This is a genomic window from Microvirga sp. P5_D2 (assembly GCF_054049475.1).
Genome location: NZ_JBFUMH010000024.1, coordinates 1 through 18618, shown reverse-complemented (window position 1 = coordinate 18618; position 18618 = coordinate 1). Strand labels below are relative to the sequence as shown.

The window sequence follows — 18618 nt, the reverse complement described above, 5'->3', positions numbered from 1 at the left end:
GCATGACACGCACGCTGCCGCATCCGGGAAGCATCGTCGCTTTTGCCATCCTGGCCCTGGTTGCGGGCAGTTTCATCGCCCTTGCCACGTTCGGTGGAGACAAGCCCGCGCTTTTCTCCATCGGACCCTACCTGACGCGGGTGATCACCTTCTCGATCATCCAGGCCGCGCTCTCCACCATCCTATCGCTTGCCCTCGGCATCGCGCTTGCGCTTGGCCTGTCACGTCGCCGCTTCATCGGGCGAGACGTCGTGCTGGCGATCTTAGGCACGACGATGGTGATGCCGACCATCGTCGCCGTGTTCGCCGTCTTCACCGTCTATGGCCGCAGCGGGTGGGTTGCCGATCTTCTGAGCGCCCTCGGCTGGAGCGGAGATTTCAGCATCTTCGGCTATCCCGGCATTCTCATCGCCCACGTGTTTCTCAATGCTCCTTTCGTGGCGCGCATCTCGCTCGATTCCTTGAATCACGTGCCCGCCGAACATTGGCGTCTCGCTTCGGCCTTCGGTTTCAGTCCGGCGCAGATTTTTCGGCATCTCGATTGGCCGGCTTTGCGCGCGGAGTTGCCGGGACTCGCGGGCCTTATCTTCCTGCTGACATTCAAGAGCTTCGCCATCGTTCTTGCGCTTGGCGGCGGGCCGAGCCGCTCGACGTTGGAAGTCGCCATCTTCGAGGCGCTCAAGATCGATCTCGATTTTGGCCGTGCCGCATGGCTCGCCTTGATCCAGCTCGCGATCTGCCTCTCTCTCACCGGCGTTCTTCACTGGGCCTTCCAGCGGCCGCCTGCCACTCACACCATTCGCTCGACGATCCTTCGCCCGGATAGACGCCATCGCAGCCTGAAGATTCTCGATGCATTTGTGCTCATCGTCGGCACGTTGTTCATCGCGCCTCTGGCGCTGAGCATTCTCGCCGGGGTGTGGAACATTGCCGATGTCATCGACGGCGATCTCCTTCGTGCCTTTGCAACGAGCCTCGCCATTGCAGCCTGCGCCGCTGCCCTTGCCTGCATGCTTGCACTCGCGTTGGCGTCGGCATCACGGCGTCATCGCTTCGCCCTGCGCTCCCCACGTCTCGCAGCTATCTACGATTTCCTGCCCGACACGCTGCTCGCCGTGCCGCCTTTCGCGCTGACCGCAGGCCTGTTCCTGCTGATCCGGCAGTTCGGCAATCCGTCCACGGCAGGCCTCGTTCTTCTGCCGCTCGTCAACGGCCTGACGGCCATGCCCTTCGCCTATCGCTATATCGCGCCGCGCCTCATGACGACGGAGGAGCGCTATGGCCGTGTTGCAGCATCCCTCGGCATCACCGGTTTGTCGAAGCTCACCATCATGGACTGGCCCGTACYCAAGCGCCCGCTCGGTGCAGGCTTTGCGCTCGCAATGGCGCTGTCGTTCGGCGATTTCGGCATCATCGCGCTGTTCGGCGGAACCGATCTGGTCACCCTGCCCTATCTTCTCTATGAACGCCTCGGAGCCTACCGGCTCGATGAAGCCTCCGCCATCGGGCTCATCATCGTGCTCGTCGCGCTCTTCCTGGCCCACGCCTCAGGTCGGTTGTCCCATGCTGGTGATTGAGAACTGCCGTCTCACATGGCCCGATTTCGAGGCAGACTACACCATGAGCGTGCAGGCCGGCGCGCTCTGCGCGGTCATCGGCCCATCGGGCGGCGGCAAGACGACCCTGCTGCACATGATCGCCGGGTTCGAGATGCCGGAAAGCGGAACGCTGACTCTCGGGGGACAGAATCTTCTCCCGCTCGAACCCGCGAAGCGGCCCGTGGCCATCGTGTTTCAGGATCACAACCTGTTTCCGCACCTCACTGCCCTGCAGAACGCTGCCCTCGGTCTGCGCCCCTCTTTGCGCATGAGCACTGAGGAAAGCCGATTGGTCGGCGACATGCTGGTGGCGGTCGGCCTGAAGGGCCTCGAGGAGCGAAAACCCGGCGAGATGTCCGGCGGCCAGCGTCAGCGTGTGGCTCTTGCGCGGGCACTGGTCTCGGGCCGCCCGCTGATCCTGCTCGACGAACCCTTCAGCAGCCTCGATCCCAGCCTGCGCCGTGACATGGTCCAGCTCGTGGATCGCCTGCGCCGCCAGCGCAACGTCACCATTCTCATAACGATCCATACGCCCGAGGACGTGGCGGACCTCGCGGACCAGATGGTCTTCGTCGCCGATGGCCGGGTCGTGGCTTCCGGCACACCCTCCTCCATTCTCAACAGCGCCCTCGCGCCGAGGATCGCGGCTGCGGTGTCCGATTCCTGAAACCGAAGTGACCTTATACTGGTATCGCCTTACAGCGCTTGAGACGGAGCAGCTGCGTCAACAGCACATCGTTTCATAGAGTGGCACCTCGGAAGGCTGGGTATTCCTCCTCAGCGCCCCTTCACGAACTGGATATTAAGTGGCATTGTACTGGTGATTAGTTCCCGAGACCCATGTTCCCATGAGTGAGCCCCTTTTCCTTGGCATTGACGGCGGCGGCACCAAGTGCCGGGCCCGTCTGCGCGATGCGAAGGACAATCTCCTCGGGGAAGGCACGGGCGGCCCCTCCAATATCCGGCTCGATCCCGATGTGGTCTGGGCCTCCATCCTCACCGCCTGCCGGGAGGCGCTTGCCCAGGCAGGGCTTCAGGACAGCGACCTGACGGCCATACATGCTGGCATGGGCGCTGCCGGAGCGGGGCAAGCCAGCGCCGTCGAGCGGCTTCTCTCCCGCCCCCATCCTTTCGCAAGCTTCGCTATCGACACGGATGCGCACACCGCCTGGCTCGGCGCCTTCAACGGCGGCGATGGCGCGATCCTCATCGTCGGCACGGGCTCCTGCGGCTATGGCGGGGCCGGCGGTTACTGTCATTACGTCGGCGGCTGGGGCTACGAGATTTCCGACGAGGGCAGCGGATCGACCATCGGCCGCGAGGTTCTGCGCCGCAGTGTGTGGGCCCATGACGGACGCATTCCCTCGACACCATTGTCCGAGGCCGTGCTGCGCAACTTCGAGAACAGCCTCGAAGCGATGGTGGATTGGGTCGGCAAGGCACGACCCGGCGACTACGCCACCTATGCGCCCCTCGTGCTGGAGCACGCGAACCGGCGCGATCCGCTGGGCATGGCTATCATCGAGGATGCGGCTGCCGGCGTGGCCCGAATCGCAACCCGCCTTCTCGAACTCGGCGCGCCCGCCATCTGCCTGTTCGGCGGCTTGGCGGAGCCCTTGAAGCCTTGGCTTCCGCCTCCGGTTCAGGGGGTCATCGTGCCCCCAGTTGCGGATGCCCTGGACGGCGCCATTCTCCTGGGGCGGGAAGCCTCAAAGCGGAGGCCGCAATGACCGGTCAGACCTCTGAAGCGTTCGGCCTGCCGCTGGATGAAGCCAATCCCACGCCGCTCTACCTCCAGCTCCAGCAATCCATCGAGGAAGCGGTTCGTAAAGGTTCGCTGAAAGCGGACGATGCGCTGCCCGGCGAGCGCGATCTTGCCAAGCAGCTCGGCATCTCGCGCGTCACTGTGCGCAAGGCGATCACCGGCCTCGTGAAGAAGGGCGTGCTTGTTCAGCGCTGGGGCTCGGGCACCTTCATCGCGTCGCAGATGCGCCTCGAACAACCGCTCTCGCGCCTGTCGAGCTTCACAGACGACATGTCAGCGCGCGGCCTGCAATCCTCTGCCGTCCTGCTCAGCCGCTCGACGGGTCAGGCTTCTCCCGACGAGCTCATGGCTTTGGGTCTTTCACCCGGCGAGACGGTGAGCCGCGTCAATCGTCTTCGCCTCGCCAACGATATTCCCATGGCCATCGAGCATGCGGTCGTGCCCTCGCGCTTCCTGCCCGATCCTGCTCTGGTGAAGCAGTCGCTTTATTCTGCATTGCACGAGCAGGGCTTCATGCCGAGCCGCGCCCTGCAACGCTTGCACGCCGTGCTTCTAAACGAGGAACAGGCGTCCCTGCTCCACGTTCCACCTGAGAGCCCTGCTCTCTACATCGAACGCCGCTCGTTTACCGCAACGGGCGAAGTCGTCGAGTTCACCTCGTCCTATTACCGGGGCGATGCCTATGATTTCGTGGCCGAGCTGACCATCAGCCAGCCCGAACGGATTCAAAATGATGCCTGATCTGAACAATCCCGCCTCCATGACAGCCATGCTGAGCGAGGCCCGCGAAGCGCCGCAGGTGGTCGCCAATCTGCTTGCCCGCAACGCGGGTCTCTGCCGTGACCTCGGCGACCGACTGCGTGCCTCCCCGCCGCCCTTCGCCGTCACCTGCGCGCGCGGCAGCTCCGACAACGCGGCGACCTTCGTGAAATACCTGCTCGAGATTCATTCGGGTCTCGTCACCGCTTCCGTCGGTCCGTCCGTCACTTCGGTCTACGAGGCGCGTCCGCGCATGCGCGATGCGCTGTTCCTCGCCGTCTCGCAATCGGGCCGCAGCCCGGACATCCTCAATCTGGCGCAGGCCGGGCGGGACGATGGCGCGCTCACGGTTGCGCTCGTCAACGACACGACATCGCCGCTCGCCTCCACCTGCGAGGTGGTGCTGCCGCTTCACGCAGGCCAGGAAAAGAGCGTGGCCGCCACCAAGTCCTTCATCGCGGCGCTGGCAGCGGGCTTCCAGCTCGTGGCGCATTGGTCCAAGGACAAGGAATTGCTCGCCGCTCTCGACACCCTGCCGGACGTGCTCGACAAGGCCGCTGCCCTCGACTGGTCGCCGGCGCTCGCAGAACTGTCGGGGGCAAACAACCTCTTCGTGGTCGGACGCGGTGTCGGCTTTGCCGCGGCGCAGGAAGTGGCGCTCAAGCTGAAGGAAACTTCGGGCATCCATGCGGAGGCGATGAGCGCGGCAGAGCTGATGCACGGCCCGTGGACGCTCGCGGGCGATCACTTCCCGATTCTCGTGCTCAGCCAGCGCGATGAAACGTTGAACGGCGTGAACGATCTCGTGACGAAGCTCAACGAGCAGGGCGTTCCCGTGGTTGTCGCGGGCGCGGCCGAGGGGCCCGCTTCCGTCATGCTGCCCTCCGTCGAGAACGTGCATCCCTACTTGGCGCCGATTGCCATGATCCAGAGCTTCTATCCGCTCGTGAACGCCATCGCCCAGGCGCGCGGTCGCAACCCTGACAACCCGCCTCGCCTGCGCAAGGTGACGGAGACGGTCTGATGCCGATTGCCCTCACAGGCGCACGTCTTTTCGACGGCACCCACATGTTCGAAGGCCGCGCGGTCGTCATCGAGGATGGCCGCATTCAGGCCGTTCCCCTCGAACAGGATCTGGGCGCCGGTATCGAGCGCCGCCACATCGAGGGACTGCTCGCTCCGGGCTTCATCGACGTGCAGGTGAATGGCGGCGGCGGCATTCTGTTCAACGATGTGCGCAGCGTGGACGCCATCCGCACCATCGCATCGGCGCACCGCACCTGCGGCACCACGGGCTTGCTGCCCACCTTCATCACGGATACCCGCGAGACGATGGCGGAGGCCGTAAACGCCATGCGCGACGCGCTTGCCGCGCGCGTTCCCGGCGTTCTCGGCATTCACCTCGAAGGCCCCTTCATCAACCCGGAGCGCAAGGGCGTGCACAATCCCGCCTTCATGCGCCCCATGGAGGATGAGGACATCGCGATCATGACCTCCCTGCAAGAAGGCCGGACCATCGTGACGCTCGCGCCCGAGCGCAACAGCATGGAATCGATCGCGCGGCTCGCCACTGCCGGCGTCCTGATCTGCGCCGGACATACCGCCGGTGATTATGACACCGTTACCAAGGCGCTCCGCTACGGCCTGAGAGGCTTCACCCATCTCTTCAACGCCATGCCGCCGCTCGCCGGGCGCGAGCCCGGCCCGGTGGGTGCAGCCCTCGATAACCATGACACGTGGTGCGGCATCATCGTCGATGGGCATCACGTGAGTGACGCTTCCTTGAGGATTGCTATCGCGGCCAAGGGCACCGAGCACATGATGCTCGTGAGCGATGCCATGTCGGTGACAGGCACGGACATCGAAAGCTTCGACCTGCACGGCCGCACGATCTATCGCAAGGGCGGAAAGCTCACCACGGCAGACGGCACGCTCGCCGGCTCCGATCTCGACATGGCAAGCGCCGTGCGCAATAGCATCGAGCGTCTGGATCTTGCGCTTCCAGATGTTCTGCGCATGGCCTCCCTGGCACCGGCTACCTTCCTGAAGCTCGATCACGAACTCGGCCGCATTGCACCCGGCTATCGCGCCGATCTCGTTCTGCTCGACGAGCATCTGCACGTGCAGAACACCTGGATCGGCGGCGAAGCGCTGAACTAGGCTCCAGGTATCTTCTCATACCGCACAAAGTCGCGGCTTCGTGCGGCATACTTACGCCTATACTCGCGCACAACACGCCAACCATGGCGCTCATAGAAGCGACGCGCTCCATGGTTGTCGCGGAAGCACTCGAGACCTGTGGCTCCCAGTTCTTCCGCAGCTTTCAGAAGAAGCGCGCCACCGCCCTGCCCACTTGCAGCAGGGTCCATGAACAGCATGTCGATATGGTCATCCGTCATCAGCAGGAAACCGGTGAGTTGGCTCCTCGCGGCGGATACGAGCATGTGCTGCCAAGATACCTGAAACCGCTTAGCGAAGAAACGGGCGCGGCGCGCTGCCAGCACCTCATCTTCCAGAATACCCTTGAATGCTGCGCGATAGGAGCGCTCGGCAATCGCCGCCAGCTCCGGAATGTCATCGGCGGTGGCAGCACGAACCTTCACGGCTGGCCTCTCAGGCGCGGATCGAGGGTGTCGCGAAGGGCATCGCCCAACAGGTTGAAGCCGAATGAGAGGAAGAGGATGGCGAAGCCCGCGAAGATCGCGCTCCAGGGCGACAGCATGAGGAAGTTACGCCCTTCCGACAGCATGAGACCGAGAGAGGGCGTCGGCGGCTGCGTGCCGAGGCCGAGGAAGGAGAGCGAGGCTTCCACGAGGATCGCCGCCGAGAGCAGCAGGCTTGTCTGAACGAGAATGACGGAGGCGAGGTTCGGCAGGATGTGCAGGAAGATGATGCGAGCGTCCGAAGCTCCAATGGCCCTGGCGCCTGCCACGTACTCGCTCTCGCAGAGAACCAGCGCTGGGCCGCGTAAGAGGCGGGCGAAGATCGGCGTGTAGACCACGGCGATGGCGGCAGCGGCGCTGTAGGTATGCGGCCCTAAGACCGCGATGATGCCGATGGCGAGCAGCATCACTGGGAAGGCGAAAAGCACATCCATGACACGCATGATGATGCGATCAAGCCAGCCGCGATAATAGGCGGCGACGAGCCCCAGCGTGCCGCCGGCCAAAAGCGCGATGCCGACCGCGAGGATGCAGGCGATGAGGGACGTGCGATAGCCGTAGAGAATACGGGTGAGCACATCGCGCCCGAGCTGGTCGGTGCCGAGCCAGTTCAGTTCCGTCGGCCCGCGCAGCCGCCGCGCCACGCTCTGCGCCATGGGATCGTAGGGCGCGAAGATCGGCGCGCCGATGGCGAGGATCAACTGGATCGCCACCAGGATGACGGCGAAAGCGAGGAGCTTGTTCTTGGCCAAACGCTTCACGGCTCAAGCCCTCACGCGCGGGTCGACGATGATGTAGAGAAAATCGACGAGAAAGTTCACGACGACGAAGCCTGCCGTCACCACCAGAATGGTCGCCTGGATCAGCGGGTAATTGCGCTCGGCAATCGCGCCCAGGATAAGACGCCCGAGGCCGGGAATGGCGAAGACCTGCTCCACCACGATGGCCCCGCCGAGCAGATAGCCGGTCATGATGCCGACGCTGGTGAGAAACGGGATGAGCGCGTTGCGCAGCGCGTGCTTGTAGACCACCCGCCGCTCCGGGAGGCCCTTCGCCCGTGCGGTACGGACATAATCCTGCCCCAGCGCATCGAGCATGGCCGAGCGCACGAGACGGGAGAGATTGGCGAGAATCGGCAGGGCGAGCGCGAAGGACGGCAGGGCCATGCGCTGGAGATTGCCGATGGGATCTTCGGAGAACGGCACATAGCCGAGCGAGGCGAAACCCGGGGCAAGCGAGGAGAGCAGAAGGATCATCACAATGCCTAGCCAGAAGGACGGGATCGTGAGCCCCGCGATGGCGCCGATCCGCATTGCCACATCCGCAGCGCCGCCGCGCGTCTGCGCCATCAGGCAGCCGACGGGCACGGACAGCACCGCGCCGACGAGGAGCGACAGGAAGGTCAGCTCAAGAGTCGGCCAGAGATGATTGACGATTTCCGTCGAGACGGGCCGCCCGGTCCACAACGACGTGCCGAAATCTCCACGGAGCGCGGAGCCCGCCCAGGTCAGGTATTGCTCGATGAGCGGCCGGTCGAGGCCGACGCGGCGGTTGAGCTCCGCCATGCGCTCGGGCGTGATCTCGGTGTTGGCACCCAGCATGATCGCCACCGCGTCGCCGGGGATCAGGCGGATCATCAGGAAGACGATGATCGACACGCCGAACAGGACAATGACGAGATCGATGAGACGCGCGAGCAGGACACGGTTCATGCGGGCAAACTCTTTTAAAAAAAGATGGCACCGGCGCGAGCAAGCCGCGCCGGTGCCATCAATGCTTCTTAGTACGATGCGTTGCGCAGCAGCATGAGCGAACGGTTCGGCATCACGTCATAGCCTTGCAGCTTGCTGTTCATGGCGGAGAACAGGGTGCCATAGGTCAGGTGCGCCACGGGGCCGGTGCAGGCGAGCTTTTTCTGCACGGCGTCATAGGCGGTCTTGCGCTCAGCCTGGTTCGTCAGGGTGCGCGCCTTGTCGAGCAGTCCGTCGATCTCCGCATCCGAGTACTTGAACACGTTGGTCGAGCCGCCGGTGCGGAACGTGCGGTAGAAATACTCGTCCGGATCAGGCTGGCCGGCATTGATGGAGGCGAACATGTCGAAGTTGCTGTTGCGCCAATCCTGAATGAACTGGCCCTGCTCCTGGTTGACGAGCTCAACCTTGAAGCCGGCCTTGTTCAGCTGCTCCTGCACAACCTGGGCGACATCCTTGATGTCCTGGCGCGGCAGAACCTTCATGGAAACGGCAACCGGCGTCGCGACGCCCGCTTCCTTCAGAAGCGCCTGGGCCTTGGCGGGATCGTGGGTATAGCAGCCGAACTGGTTCACATCGAGCGCCCAGGACTTGAGCGCCGGCGAGAGCGGACCGCCGGGAACGCCTGCGCCGAAGAGCGCCGCGTCCACGATCTCCTTACGGTTGATCGCGTAGTTCACGGCCTCACGCACCTTCGGGTTGTCGAAGGGCGGCTTCGACACGTTCATGCCGATAAGCGTGTAGGCGAGATCCATGGTCTCGGCGAGCTTCACGTTGGGCTTGCCCTTGAGCTGCAGGGCGGTGGCCGCATCGATGTTGGGCAGAAGCGCATACTGGCCGTTGGTCAGGCCCACCTGGCGGGTGGCAGATTCAGGCACAATGTTGAACTTGAGGCCGGCGAGTTTCGGCAGGCCCTTTTCCCAATAGGCGTCGTTTTTGCTAAGCAGGATGAAGCCGTTGGGCTGCCATTCCTGAAACTTGAACGGACCCGTGCCGACCGGCGTCTTCTGGAGCGCGTCCTTGTTGGTCTCCATGGAGCGCGGCACGATGGCGATATCGGCAAGCGACGCCAAGAGAGCAGAAGATGGCTCCTTCAACTTAAACTCAACTGTCGTGGCATCGATCGCATTGGCACTATCGATAGCAGACAAGCGGCTTGCTCGTGGCGAGGCGATCTCCTTGCTCAACACGCGCTTCACGGAAGCCACCACGTCCGCCGCCTCGAAGGGCGAGCCGTCATGGAATTTCACGCCCGAGCGTAGCTTGAAGGTATAGGTCTTGCCGTCCGGCGCGACAGTCCAGGATTCGGCAAGGCTCGGAATGACCTTGAGATCCTTATCAATGGCGGTGAGGCCTTCATAGATATTGCCGTTCACCACCATGAAGCTCGGAAAGGCAGTGATGAGGTGGGGATCAAGCCCAGTCGGCCCGTTATCCATTCCGATTTCCAGAACCTGAGCCGAGGCGGAGGCTATTGCCGCCACCATGAAACCCGCGCCCAGTGTGGTGCGCAGCGCTGACCTGAACATGCGTCTTTTCTCCCTTGGAAGCCGCAAGGGATTTATAGGACACCTTCCTGCACCTGTCATGGTCCAATCTCATACCACTCTAGACCACCCCGATGCCTGTGCTATGGTTTGCCCCACAGCCTGAATTCCGGAGGATCGAATGTCCCAACGCCCGCTCTTGAAAGCCATTGGTGTCATCAGTGGAACCTCCATGGACGGGATCGACGTCTCCATCGTCGAGACGGATGGCGACACCCTGGTTCGGCCGGGCGCGGGGAACACGTTCTCCTACCCCGCCGATCTGCGGAAAACCCTCCAGGGCCTCATTGCGGAACCGGCGCGCGCGCAGAGCGAACCGCTGGAGGATCTGGAGCAGGCGGTCACGCAGGCCCATGTCGCCGCGATCCGCCGTTTCATTCAGGAAGAGGGCATTGCGGCGAAGGATGTGAGCCTCATCGGCTTTCACGGCCAGACGGTCTATCACCGGCCGGAAGTTCGCTTTACGCGCCAGCTCGGCATCGGCGCTCTCGTCGCGCGTGAACTCGGCATCGACACGGTCGATCGCTTCCGCCATGCGGATGTGGCATCGGGCGGCGAGGGCGCGCCCTTCGTGCCGCTTTATCACCGCGCGCTCGCGAGCACGCTCGACCAGCCGGTCATGATTCTCAATCTCGGCGGCGTCGGCAACGTGACCTATATCGACGGCGATACGGTAATCGCTTTCGACACAGGCCCAGCCAGCGCCCTGCTCGACGATTTCATCCTGCGCCGTCGCGGCCTCAGCTTCGACGAGAACGGCCAGCTCGCCGCATCCGGCAAAGCGGATCAGGCATTGGTTGAAGCCTTCATGCAGAACCCGTTCTTCGACCGCCCTGCTCCGAAGTCCCTCGACCGTCAGGATTTCCATGCCCGCGCGAAAAGCGTGGAAGCGCTCTCGGATGAGGATGGCGCGGCAACCCTTGCCGCGTTCACCATCGAATCCGTCATCGCATCGCTCCGGCATGTGCCGAGCCGGCCGCAACGCTGGCTCGTGACCGGTGGCGGGCGGCGCAACGCGCATTTCATGAAGCGCCTTCACGAGCGCCTCGGCGTTGCCGTCGATCCTGTGGAAGCGGTGGGCTGGAACGGCGATTTCCTTGAGGCGCAGGCTTTTGCCTATCTCGCGGTTCGCTCGACCTTGGGGCTGCCGCTCAGCCTTCCCACGACGACAGGCGTGCCGCACCCCATGCCCGGCGGCGAGCTGCATCGGGCAGCCTGATGTCTCTGGAGAGTTTGATCGGCGAGGCCTTCGCGCCCGCCGCGGCGTCGGTCGACAGCGGTAATATCCCTGGTGCGGTCCTCGGCATCATCACGACAGATGGCGAGCGTGCCGTGTCGTGGCGCGGATGGGCGCAGATCGAACCGGAGCGTGAAAGCCTTTCCCGCGAGACATGGTTCGATCTCGCCTCGCTGACGAAGGTGATCTTCACCACCACGCGCATTCTGCAATTGGTAGAGCAAGGCAGGATCGCCCTCGACGATCCGCTCGTCACCGTCATTCCCGATCTGCGGCAATACGATATGAACGCCGCCGAGCGGCGGCTCACGTTTCGCCAGTGTCTCGCGCATCAAACACACCTGCCCGCCGTCGAGCCACTTTATACCTATGGGCAGGATCCAACCACGCTGCGCGCCTTCATCCTGCAACGCGTCTGGCAGAGCGGTCCGCCGGTCTATTCCGACATCAACTACAAGCTTCTCGGCATCGCCATCGAGCGCATCACCGGACAGGCGCTGATCGACCAGCCCTTGCCGCCGAACTTCTCGTTCCGACCGGACCCGAAACTCTGCGCGGCGACGGAACGCTGCACGTGGCGTGGGCGCGTGATCCGTGGCGAGGTGCATGACGAAAACGCCTTCGCCCTCGGCGGCGCGTCAGGCCATGCGGGCCTCTTCGGCACCATCGATGCGGTTCTCGATTTCGCGCATGGGCTGCTCGACGGCTCGGCGCTCTCATCCGCTTCGCTCACCGCCATCCGCACCCGAGAATCGGAGAAGCGGACCGTGGGGTGGGAAGGTTTTTATCCCGGCTGGCACGGCGGCGATCTCTGCTCGCCCACGACCATCGGCCATACGGGCTTTACGGGCACCGGTTTGTGGCTGGATTTCGAGCGCGGCTTGGCCTGGTCGCTCCTGACCAATCGCGTCCACCCGAGCCGGCACAAGGACAGTGGAATCTTAGCCCTGCGCAAGGCAACCGGCGAGCGGGTGATCACGTTGTTCGATCACTCGGCGCGCTCTTAAGGATGCTCGCAAAAACCTGGTGAGTTGCGCTCTTGAAGTCCCTTGGGCGATTGCTGGGGCGGCCAACTGGACCTATACTGGTCTGCAAGAAAAGAGTGGGCCATGGCGACAGAACATTTCAGCACCCGTTATCAAGACCTCGACACTTGGCCGAGCCTCGATGTCCTTTCAGCCTTCTATGAGGGCCAACTCTCGGCGGTGGCGGCCGTTCGCACCTCCCTGCCGGCTATTGCAGTTGCGGCGGAAGAGGCTGCGGCGCGTCTGCGCCGTGGCGGACGGCTGGTCTATGCGGGTGCCGGAACCTCGGGCCGTATCGGCGTTCAGGACGGCACGGAGCTGCCCCCCACCTTCAACTGGCCCGACGACAAGATCGTCTACCTGATCGCGGGCGGCCAGGGCGCGATCATGAAGGCGGTCGAGAACGCTGAAGATTCGGTGGAGGAAGGCACGGCCGGAATCCGCGACAACAATATCGGCCCTAACGACGTGGTGATCGGCGTTGCCGCGAGCGGCAGGACGCCGTTTACCATAGCCGCCCTCAAGGAGGCGGCTTCGCGCGGCGCCCAGACCATCGGCATCTCCAACAATCCCGATGCGCTTATCCTCGATGTCTGCTCACACCCGATTCTCGCCGATACCGGCGAGGAGGTGATCGCGGGTTCGACCCGCATGAAGGCCGGCACGGCCCAGAAGGTGATTCTCAACCTTCTCTCCACGCTCATCATGGTGCGCCTCGACCGCGTCTATCGCGGCCTCATGGTCAACATGCGCGCGACGAACGCGAAACTGCGCCGCCGCAGCGAGATCATGGTGCAGCAGATCACCGATTGCAGCGATTCGGATGCCGCCAATGCGATCAGCCAATCCGGCGGCGACCTGAAGACCGCCGTTCTCATCGCCATGGGCGCCACGCTGGCAGAGGCGCAAGGCGCGCTCGAACGTAGCAATGGCAATTTGCGCGCGGCCCTGGCAGACTTCTCCGCATTGAAGAAGTAAAACCTCAAGGGTTTCAGCGAGGGGCATTCAGCGTCATGGCATTGGGGCTTGGCATCGACGCGGGCGGAACGGCGACGCGCTGGCGCGTCGCCGACGAGAACGGGCAATGCGTCGCGCAAGGCACGTCCGATCCGCTCACCGGCCATCTGTTTTCAGCCGCCGCCGAGGAAAGGGCGCGGCAGATCATCCTCGACATGGCACAGGTTGTCATGCGCACCGGCAAGCCGCTCGGAATCATCGCCGGCATCACGGGACTGACGCGCGACACGCCTGCCGAGGCGACCATGCGAGCGATCTTCGCGGATGTTTTCGAGATCCCGCAGGACAGGATCTTCGTCGCGGAGGATATGTGGATCGCCTACCTGTCCTATTTCGCGCTCGGCGAAGGCATCCTGGTCTATAGCGGCACGGGCTCCATCGGCTATTACCTCACCGAGGACAAGGACGTGATCCGCGTCGGCGGGCGCGGCAACCTGATCGATGACGGCGGCTCCGGATTCTGGATCGCCCGCGAGGCCCTGAAGGCGATCTTGCGCAAGGAAGAGGAAAGCCCCGGCGAGGGCTGGGCGACAAAGCTCGGCAAAAGCTTGGAGAGCGCGCTCGGCGGCACGGATTGGAACATCGTGCGCTCCTTCGTCTATGGCGGCGACAGGGGCAAGATCGGCTCCCTGGCGCGGGCGGTGGGCGAAGCCGCAACGGCCGGCGACGAAACTGCGCTGCACATCTTAAGGGAAGCAGGCGAGGAACTGGCCCGGTTGGCCAATGCGCTTGCCAAGCGCGTCGGCCCTCGCCCGGTAGCGCTGGCGGGCGGCAGCTCGCGGCTTCACCCCATCGTGGCCGAGGCTTTCCGCAAGGGATTGCTGGTCCCGGTCGAGTTCATCGCCACGGATGTGGACGCGGCACTCACGGGCGCCCGGTTGGCGGCAACCCTCAACAAAGCTTGAGGATTTTCCGAAAGGCTTGCGTCCAACGCGCTCCTCGTCCAAGACTCCCCATGGAATTCACAGCGAAGGCGATGTTGAAGTCATGCAAGCTCTTTTCGTGGGTCAGACCTATATCGACGTAACCTTCCTGGCGGACGAGCTGCCGACAGGCGATGACAAGACCGTGGCACGGGATTACGCGATTTCCTTCGGCGGCAACGCAGTGACGGCGGCTTTCGCCTGCGCCAAGCTCGGCATCCCGCCCGATCTCCTGACCTCGATCGCCGATGACTGGCTGGGCCGCATGTTCATCGACATGGCGGCGAAATACGGCATCTCCGTCCATCACCGGAAAGTGAAGGAATCCTCGCTCTCCTTCATCATGCCGCGCGGCGGCAAGCGCGCCATCGTGCGCTGCCGCGACGACCATTATCTCCACCCGGTTCCGCCGCTGAACCTTCAGGGCTGCCGCGCACTCCACCTCGACGGCCACCAGGCCGACGCGGCGATGCATTACGCCAAGGCCTGCCGCGAGACGGGCATCCTCACCTCCCTCGACGGCGGCGGCCTGCGCTCCAACACGCACGAGCTCCTGGAATTCATCGACGTCGCCATCGTCGCCGAGCGTCTGTGCGAGCAGATGAACATGACGCCCGGCGAGATGCTGACCTACCTCAAGGGACGCGGCTGCAAGATCGGCGGCGTGACCCTGGGCGAGCGTGGAATGGTCTGGTACGACGAGAAGGGCACCGAGGGCATCCTTCCCTCGCTCGATGTCCCTTCCGAAGCAGTGGTGGACACGAACGGCGCCGGCGACATCTTCCATGGAGCCTATGTTTATTCCGCCATGGCGCATCCCGAATTGTCCTGGCGCGAACACTTCATCTTCGCCCGCTCGGCCTCGGCCCATGCGATCCAGCATCTCGGCAACGAAGCCAGCCTGCCGACGCTCACCGACATTACGGAAGTCCAGACCCGCTTCGCGGAGCGCAAGCTCGCAGCCTGAGTTTCTCAGGCCTGCGTGTCTGCGAGATCGAGCCTGCGCGAGACGCCGATGGCGTCCAGGAAAGTCTCGTCGTGGCTAACGATCAGTAGCGCGCCGTCATAGGCCCGCAAGCCAGCTTCGACGGCTTCGATGGAATCGATGTCGAGATGGTTCGTCGGTTCGTCGAGGATCAGAAGTGCAGGCGGCCTCGGCCCGCCCAGCACGCAGGCAAGTCCCGCCCGCAGCAATTGCCCTCCGCTTAAAGTCGAGACCCGCTGCAGCGCCGCGTCCGCCCGAAACATGAAGCGGGCCAGCGCCGCCCGGCAGGAATTCTCATCCGCCTGCGGATTGATGCGGCGGAAGTTGTCGCGGATCGAGGCGGATTCTTCGAGCAGGCTCACCCGCTGGTCGAACAGCGCGAAATCGCTCACGAATTTCACGCTCCCGCTCCAGGGCTGCAATTGCCCTGTGATGAGCGCGAGCAGCGTCGTCTTTCCTGAACCATTCGGTCCGACGATGGCGATGCGCTCCGGCCCTGTGATGGAGAAGGATAAGTCGCGCAGGATGAGCTGATCCGGTTTATAGCCGACGCTTGCAGACTCGATTGCGAGAACAGTTCTGCCAGCGGGCAGATTCGTAGGCGGAAGCTTCACGGAAAACGGCTGCAGGATCTCGATGCGCTCGCGTGCGGAAGCGGCAGTCTCAAACGCCTGCATCCGGCGGCGCTCAGTGAGACGAGCGTTCTTCGCGCTCGTTTCCTCGCTTCGGCTTTTCAGTCCGTTCATAAGAATGCGCGGCATGTCGCCCTTGGCCCGCTTTCGCTGGGCCACGCCGTCCTTGCGCGCTTTTCTCTCCGACGTTTCCTGTGCCTTCCGATCAATCTCGGCAACGCGCTTTTCGGCATCCGCCAGGTCGCGCCGGGTCGCTGCGAGTTCCAGTGCCTTGCTCTCGCAGTAATGGCTCCAGTTGCCGCCGTAACGCACAGCACCGAGCTTTGTCAGCTCGACGATGGCATCCATAGTTTCGAGCAACTCACGGTCATGACTGACGACGATTGCACCGCCGCGCCAGCTCGCAAGAAGCTCGATGACAGCCGCGCGGCCACCCCGGTCGAGATTGTTGGTCGGCTCATCCAGGAGAAGGAAGTCGGGCTCGGCAAACACGAGCGCGGCGAGGCCTGCCCGTGCGCTCTGTCCGCCGGACAGGCTTGAAAGCAGCGTGTCGGGCTGCGCATCGAGACCGACCTTGGAGAGTGCGGAAGCCATGCGCGCTTCGAGCATCCAATTGGCGTTGGCAAGCTCCTCCGCTGTCGCTTCGCCCGTCTCGGCACGGTGCAGGATCGCCAGCGCATCGACGACGCCGAAGAGGGACGCGATGGTCTCCGTCCGATCGACCTGAACCGTCTGGCGCAGAATCCCTAAGCTGCCAGTGACGGAGATCATGCCGGAATGCGGGCGTAGTTCTCCGGAAATCAGCTTGAGCAGCGTGGTCTTGCCGATGCCATTGCGGCCGACGAGCCCTGTGCGCTCCCGGCCGAAATTCAGATCGAGATCGGGAAGAAGCGTGCGGCCGTCAGGCGAAGACCATGTGAGATGAGAGAGAATGATCGAGGCAGGCATGGATATGGATTTCCCCAGTGGCAAGGCGGGTTGGCATTGCTGTCGGGTTGAAATCCATTGTGGCGCACATCCTGTCGAAACCGACGCCTCTTCATGGGGTGGGCGTCCGGTGGCAGATATAAAGAGTTCGGCTACTCCTCGCAAGGTGACGGGCTTTCGCGTCTGCCGACAGTACGTCTCGCATCGTAAGCCCTGCTCAATCCCGCATATGAGCAAAACCTTGCCGACTACCGTCTTGCTTTGAAGCTTAACCGTTTGTAATATTGTCTTCATTACAACTAGAAAGCCCCCACTGTGCTCGCTTGAGGGCTCAATCCGAATTCGGGGGTTTCTCAGCCGTGTGTCCTTCTCAGCCTTGGGCATTTGGACTTGACGAGATTCGGCTGCGAGACGGCGTCGAGGAATTCGGCCATGAGGCGCTAGCCGATATCCTCGAGAACATTCCCCTGGCGGTTGTCGTCACCTTCGGCCATCCGCCGCGCTTCGCCTTCGCCAATAGGCTGTTCCGATCCGCCCTTGGTTCGCCGGATGCGGACTTCACGGGCCGGACGCCCTCCGATGTCATGGGGGAGATTTACAATCCCACTCTTCAATCCCTGCGCCACCGCGCCTACACCACGGGAGAGCCGCAGGAGCTGAGGGATATTCCGCTGACAATTGCCGGTCTGCAGACCTATTGGGATCTCAAAGTCCTCCCGATCCGCAATGCGGATCACGAGATCAAAGGCGTCCTGTCTCTCGCGGCCAATGTGACGGAGCGCGCCAAAGCGCGCGATGCTGCGGATGAACAAGCCCATGAGGCGGATCTCTTCCATGAGCGCCTGACCCTGGCCGTCGAAGCCGCGGAAATGGGCATGTGGGATTGGACCGCCGCGACCGGCAAGATTTACTGGTCGGATCGCTACAGAGAGATTTTCGGCGTAGGCGCCGATCTGACGCTCACGCATGAGTTCTGGCTTTCCGTCATCCATCCTGGAGACAGGGATTGGGTCAGCCGGAAAATCGATGCTCTGAACGATCCTGCCTCCGGCGGGCGCCTCCAGATGGACTACCGGATCATTCATCCCGATGGGGATATCCGCTGGATCAGCTGTCGGGGCCGCATGCTCTACACGTCGGAGGGAGCTACGCTGAAGCCCCTACGCCTTCTCGGCACGATGCTCGACGTCACGGAGCGGCGCAAGAACGAGGAGGCCCGGCAGCTTCTGGCGAAAGAGCTGGATCATCGCGTCAAGAACCTGCTCGCCATGGCGAGCGCCATGGTGACCATGACGGCGCGGACGGCCACTTCGACGAAGGATATGGCCGACGCGCTTCATGGACGCCTGAACGCCCTGGCGAAGGCCCATGAACTCATCCGCCCTGCTGTCGCGGAGGATGGCCCGAGCGAGGGTGAGACATCGGTCTCCGAGATCGCCCAGACCATTCTTGCACCGCATAGCGATTTCGGCCTGCCGGCACGCATCTTGATCGATTGCGCGCCGATTGCCGTTGGAGCAAAAGCCGCCACGAGCCTCACGCTAGAGTATCCGTATTGATCAAGCGGGTTTTGGGGACCAATTTCGCTGATCTCGCAAGAGCGCATTGGCCAAGATGATGAGTTTGCGCATGATCGCCGTCAGGGCGACTTTCGCCGGCTTTCCCGCCGCGAGCAGGGCCTGGTACTTGGCTTTCAAATCCGGGTTGAAGCGGGCCGCTACCAGCGCCGGCATGTACAGCGCCTGACGCAGATGGGCGCGACCACCGCGGATCATGCGGCGGCCGCGTG

At 63.3% G+C, this 18618-nt stretch carries 18 protein-coding genes; 12 read left to right on the top strand and 6 right to left on the bottom strand.

The features are described from left to right. Window positions 1-2 precede the first annotated feature (2 nt). The 6 genes from ACXJKO_RS09605 (at window position 3) to nagA (ending at window position 6282) form a co-directional block, all read left to right on the top strand. Window positions 3-1577, top strand: coding sequence for an ABC transporter permease subunit (locus tag ACXJKO_RS09605; protein WP_457090863.1), 1575 nt, complete (start codon window positions 3-5; stop codon window positions 1575-1577). Beyond that, on the top strand, window positions 1564-2265 hold the full coding sequence (locus ACXJKO_RS09600) for a thiamine ABC transporter ATP-binding protein (RefSeq protein ID WP_457090862.1): 702 nt from the start codon (window positions 1564-1566) through the stop codon (window positions 2263-2265). Before ACXJKO_RS09605 ends, ACXJKO_RS09600 begins: the two co-directional genes overlap by 14 nt. Before the next feature lie 181 nt (window positions 2266-2446). After that, entirely contained in the window at window positions 2447-3328 is an 882-nt protein-coding gene (locus tag ACXJKO_RS09595; protein WP_457090861.1) for a BadF/BadG/BcrA/BcrD ATPase family protein, read from the top strand. After that, window positions 3325-4104 (top strand): GntR family transcriptional regulator, encoded by a 780-nt coding sequence (locus ACXJKO_RS09590; protein WP_457090860.1) that lies wholly within the window; start codon window positions 3325-3327, stop codon window positions 4102-4104. Before ACXJKO_RS09595 ends, ACXJKO_RS09590 begins: the two co-directional genes overlap by 4 nt. Continuing rightward, window positions 4097-5146: an SIS domain-containing protein gene (locus ACXJKO_RS09585; protein ID WP_457090859.1), complete on the top strand. Its 1050-nt coding sequence runs from the start codon at window positions 4097-4099 to the stop codon at window positions 5144-5146. The genes ACXJKO_RS09590 and ACXJKO_RS09585 overlap by 8 nt, the downstream gene beginning before the upstream one ends. Continuing rightward, entirely contained in the window at window positions 5146-6282 is a 1137-nt protein-coding gene (nagA, locus tag ACXJKO_RS09580) for an N-acetylglucosamine-6-phosphate deacetylase (RefSeq protein ID WP_457090858.1), read from the top strand. Before ACXJKO_RS09585 ends, nagA begins: the two co-directional genes overlap by 1 nt. Here nagA and ACXJKO_RS09575 read toward each other — a convergent pair. From ACXJKO_RS09575 to ACXJKO_RS09560, 4 genes are all read right to left on the bottom strand, one after another. Further along, window positions 6279-6725: an N-acetyltransferase family protein gene (locus tag ACXJKO_RS09575; RefSeq protein WP_457090857.1), complete on the bottom strand. Its 447-nt coding sequence runs from the start codon at window positions 6723-6725 to the stop codon at window positions 6279-6281. The genes nagA and ACXJKO_RS09575 overlap by 4 nt on opposite strands. Continuing rightward, complete coding sequence (locus ACXJKO_RS09570) at window positions 6722-7546, bottom strand: ABC transporter permease (protein WP_457090856.1); 825 nt, start codon at window positions 7544-7546, stop codon at window positions 6722-6724. Before ACXJKO_RS09570 ends, ACXJKO_RS09575 begins: the two co-directional genes overlap by 4 nt. Window positions 7547-7549: 3 nt before the next feature. Continuing rightward, the gene (locus ACXJKO_RS09565; protein WP_457090855.1) at window positions 7550-8497 is read right to left on the bottom strand and encodes an ABC transporter permease; all 948 of its coding nucleotides are present in this window, start codon (window positions 8495-8497) and stop codon (window positions 7550-7552) included. Between the two features lie 68 nt (window positions 8498-8565). Then, window positions 8566-10065: an ABC transporter substrate-binding protein gene (locus ACXJKO_RS09560; protein WP_457090854.1), complete on the bottom strand. Its 1500-nt coding sequence runs from the start codon at window positions 10063-10065 to the stop codon at window positions 8566-8568. A 139-nt stretch (window positions 10066-10204) separates the two neighbouring features. Between ACXJKO_RS09560 and ACXJKO_RS09555 the strand changes: the two genes are divergently transcribed. The 5 genes from ACXJKO_RS09555 to ACXJKO_RS09535 all read left to right on the top strand — a co-directional run bounded on the left by ACXJKO_RS09555 (window position 10205) and on the right by ACXJKO_RS09535 (window position 15252). Beyond that, a complete protein-coding gene (locus tag ACXJKO_RS09555) occupies window positions 10205-11302 on the top strand; it encodes an anhydro-N-acetylmuramic acid kinase (RefSeq protein ID WP_457090853.1) in 1098 nt (365 codons plus the stop codon). Next, a complete protein-coding gene (locus ACXJKO_RS09550) occupies window positions 11302-12327 on the top strand; it encodes a serine hydrolase domain-containing protein (protein WP_457090852.1) in 1026 nt (341 codons plus the stop codon). The genes ACXJKO_RS09555 and ACXJKO_RS09550 overlap by 1 nt, the downstream gene beginning before the upstream one ends. A gap of 102 nt (window positions 12328-12429) precedes the next feature. Beyond that, window positions 12430-13323, top strand: a complete 894-nt coding sequence (locus ACXJKO_RS09545) for an N-acetylmuramic acid 6-phosphate etherase (protein WP_457090851.1) — start codon at window positions 12430-12432, stop codon at window positions 13321-13323. Between the two features lie 35 nt (window positions 13324-13358). Next, window positions 13359-14267, top strand: coding sequence for an N-acetylglucosamine kinase (locus tag ACXJKO_RS09540; protein ID WP_457090850.1), 909 nt, complete (start codon window positions 13359-13361; stop codon window positions 14265-14267). An 82-nt stretch (window positions 14268-14349) separates the two neighbouring features. After that, window positions 14350-15252 (top strand): sugar kinase, encoded by a 903-nt coding sequence (locus ACXJKO_RS09535; protein WP_457090849.1) that lies wholly within the window; start codon window positions 14350-14352, stop codon window positions 15250-15252. 5 nt (window positions 15253-15257) lie between these two features. Here the strand turns inward: ACXJKO_RS09535 and ACXJKO_RS09530 are convergent, their stop codons facing one another. After that, on the bottom strand, window positions 15258-16850 hold the full coding sequence (locus ACXJKO_RS09530) for an ABC-F family ATP-binding cassette domain-containing protein (protein WP_457090848.1): 1593 nt from the start codon (window positions 16848-16850) through the stop codon (window positions 15258-15260). Window positions 16851-17188: 338 nt separating this feature from the next. Here ACXJKO_RS09530 and ACXJKO_RS09525 point away from each other — a divergent pair, with 338 nt between their 5' ends. Beyond that, complete coding sequence (locus ACXJKO_RS09525) at window positions 17189-18388, top strand: PAS domain-containing protein (protein WP_457090847.1); 1200 nt, start codon at window positions 17189-17191, stop codon at window positions 18386-18388. Here ACXJKO_RS09525 and ACXJKO_RS09520 read toward each other — a convergent pair. Then, window positions 18389-18618 (bottom strand): transposase (locus ACXJKO_RS09520; protein ID WP_457090846.1); only part of this gene is annotated, 230 nt, incomplete at its 5' end.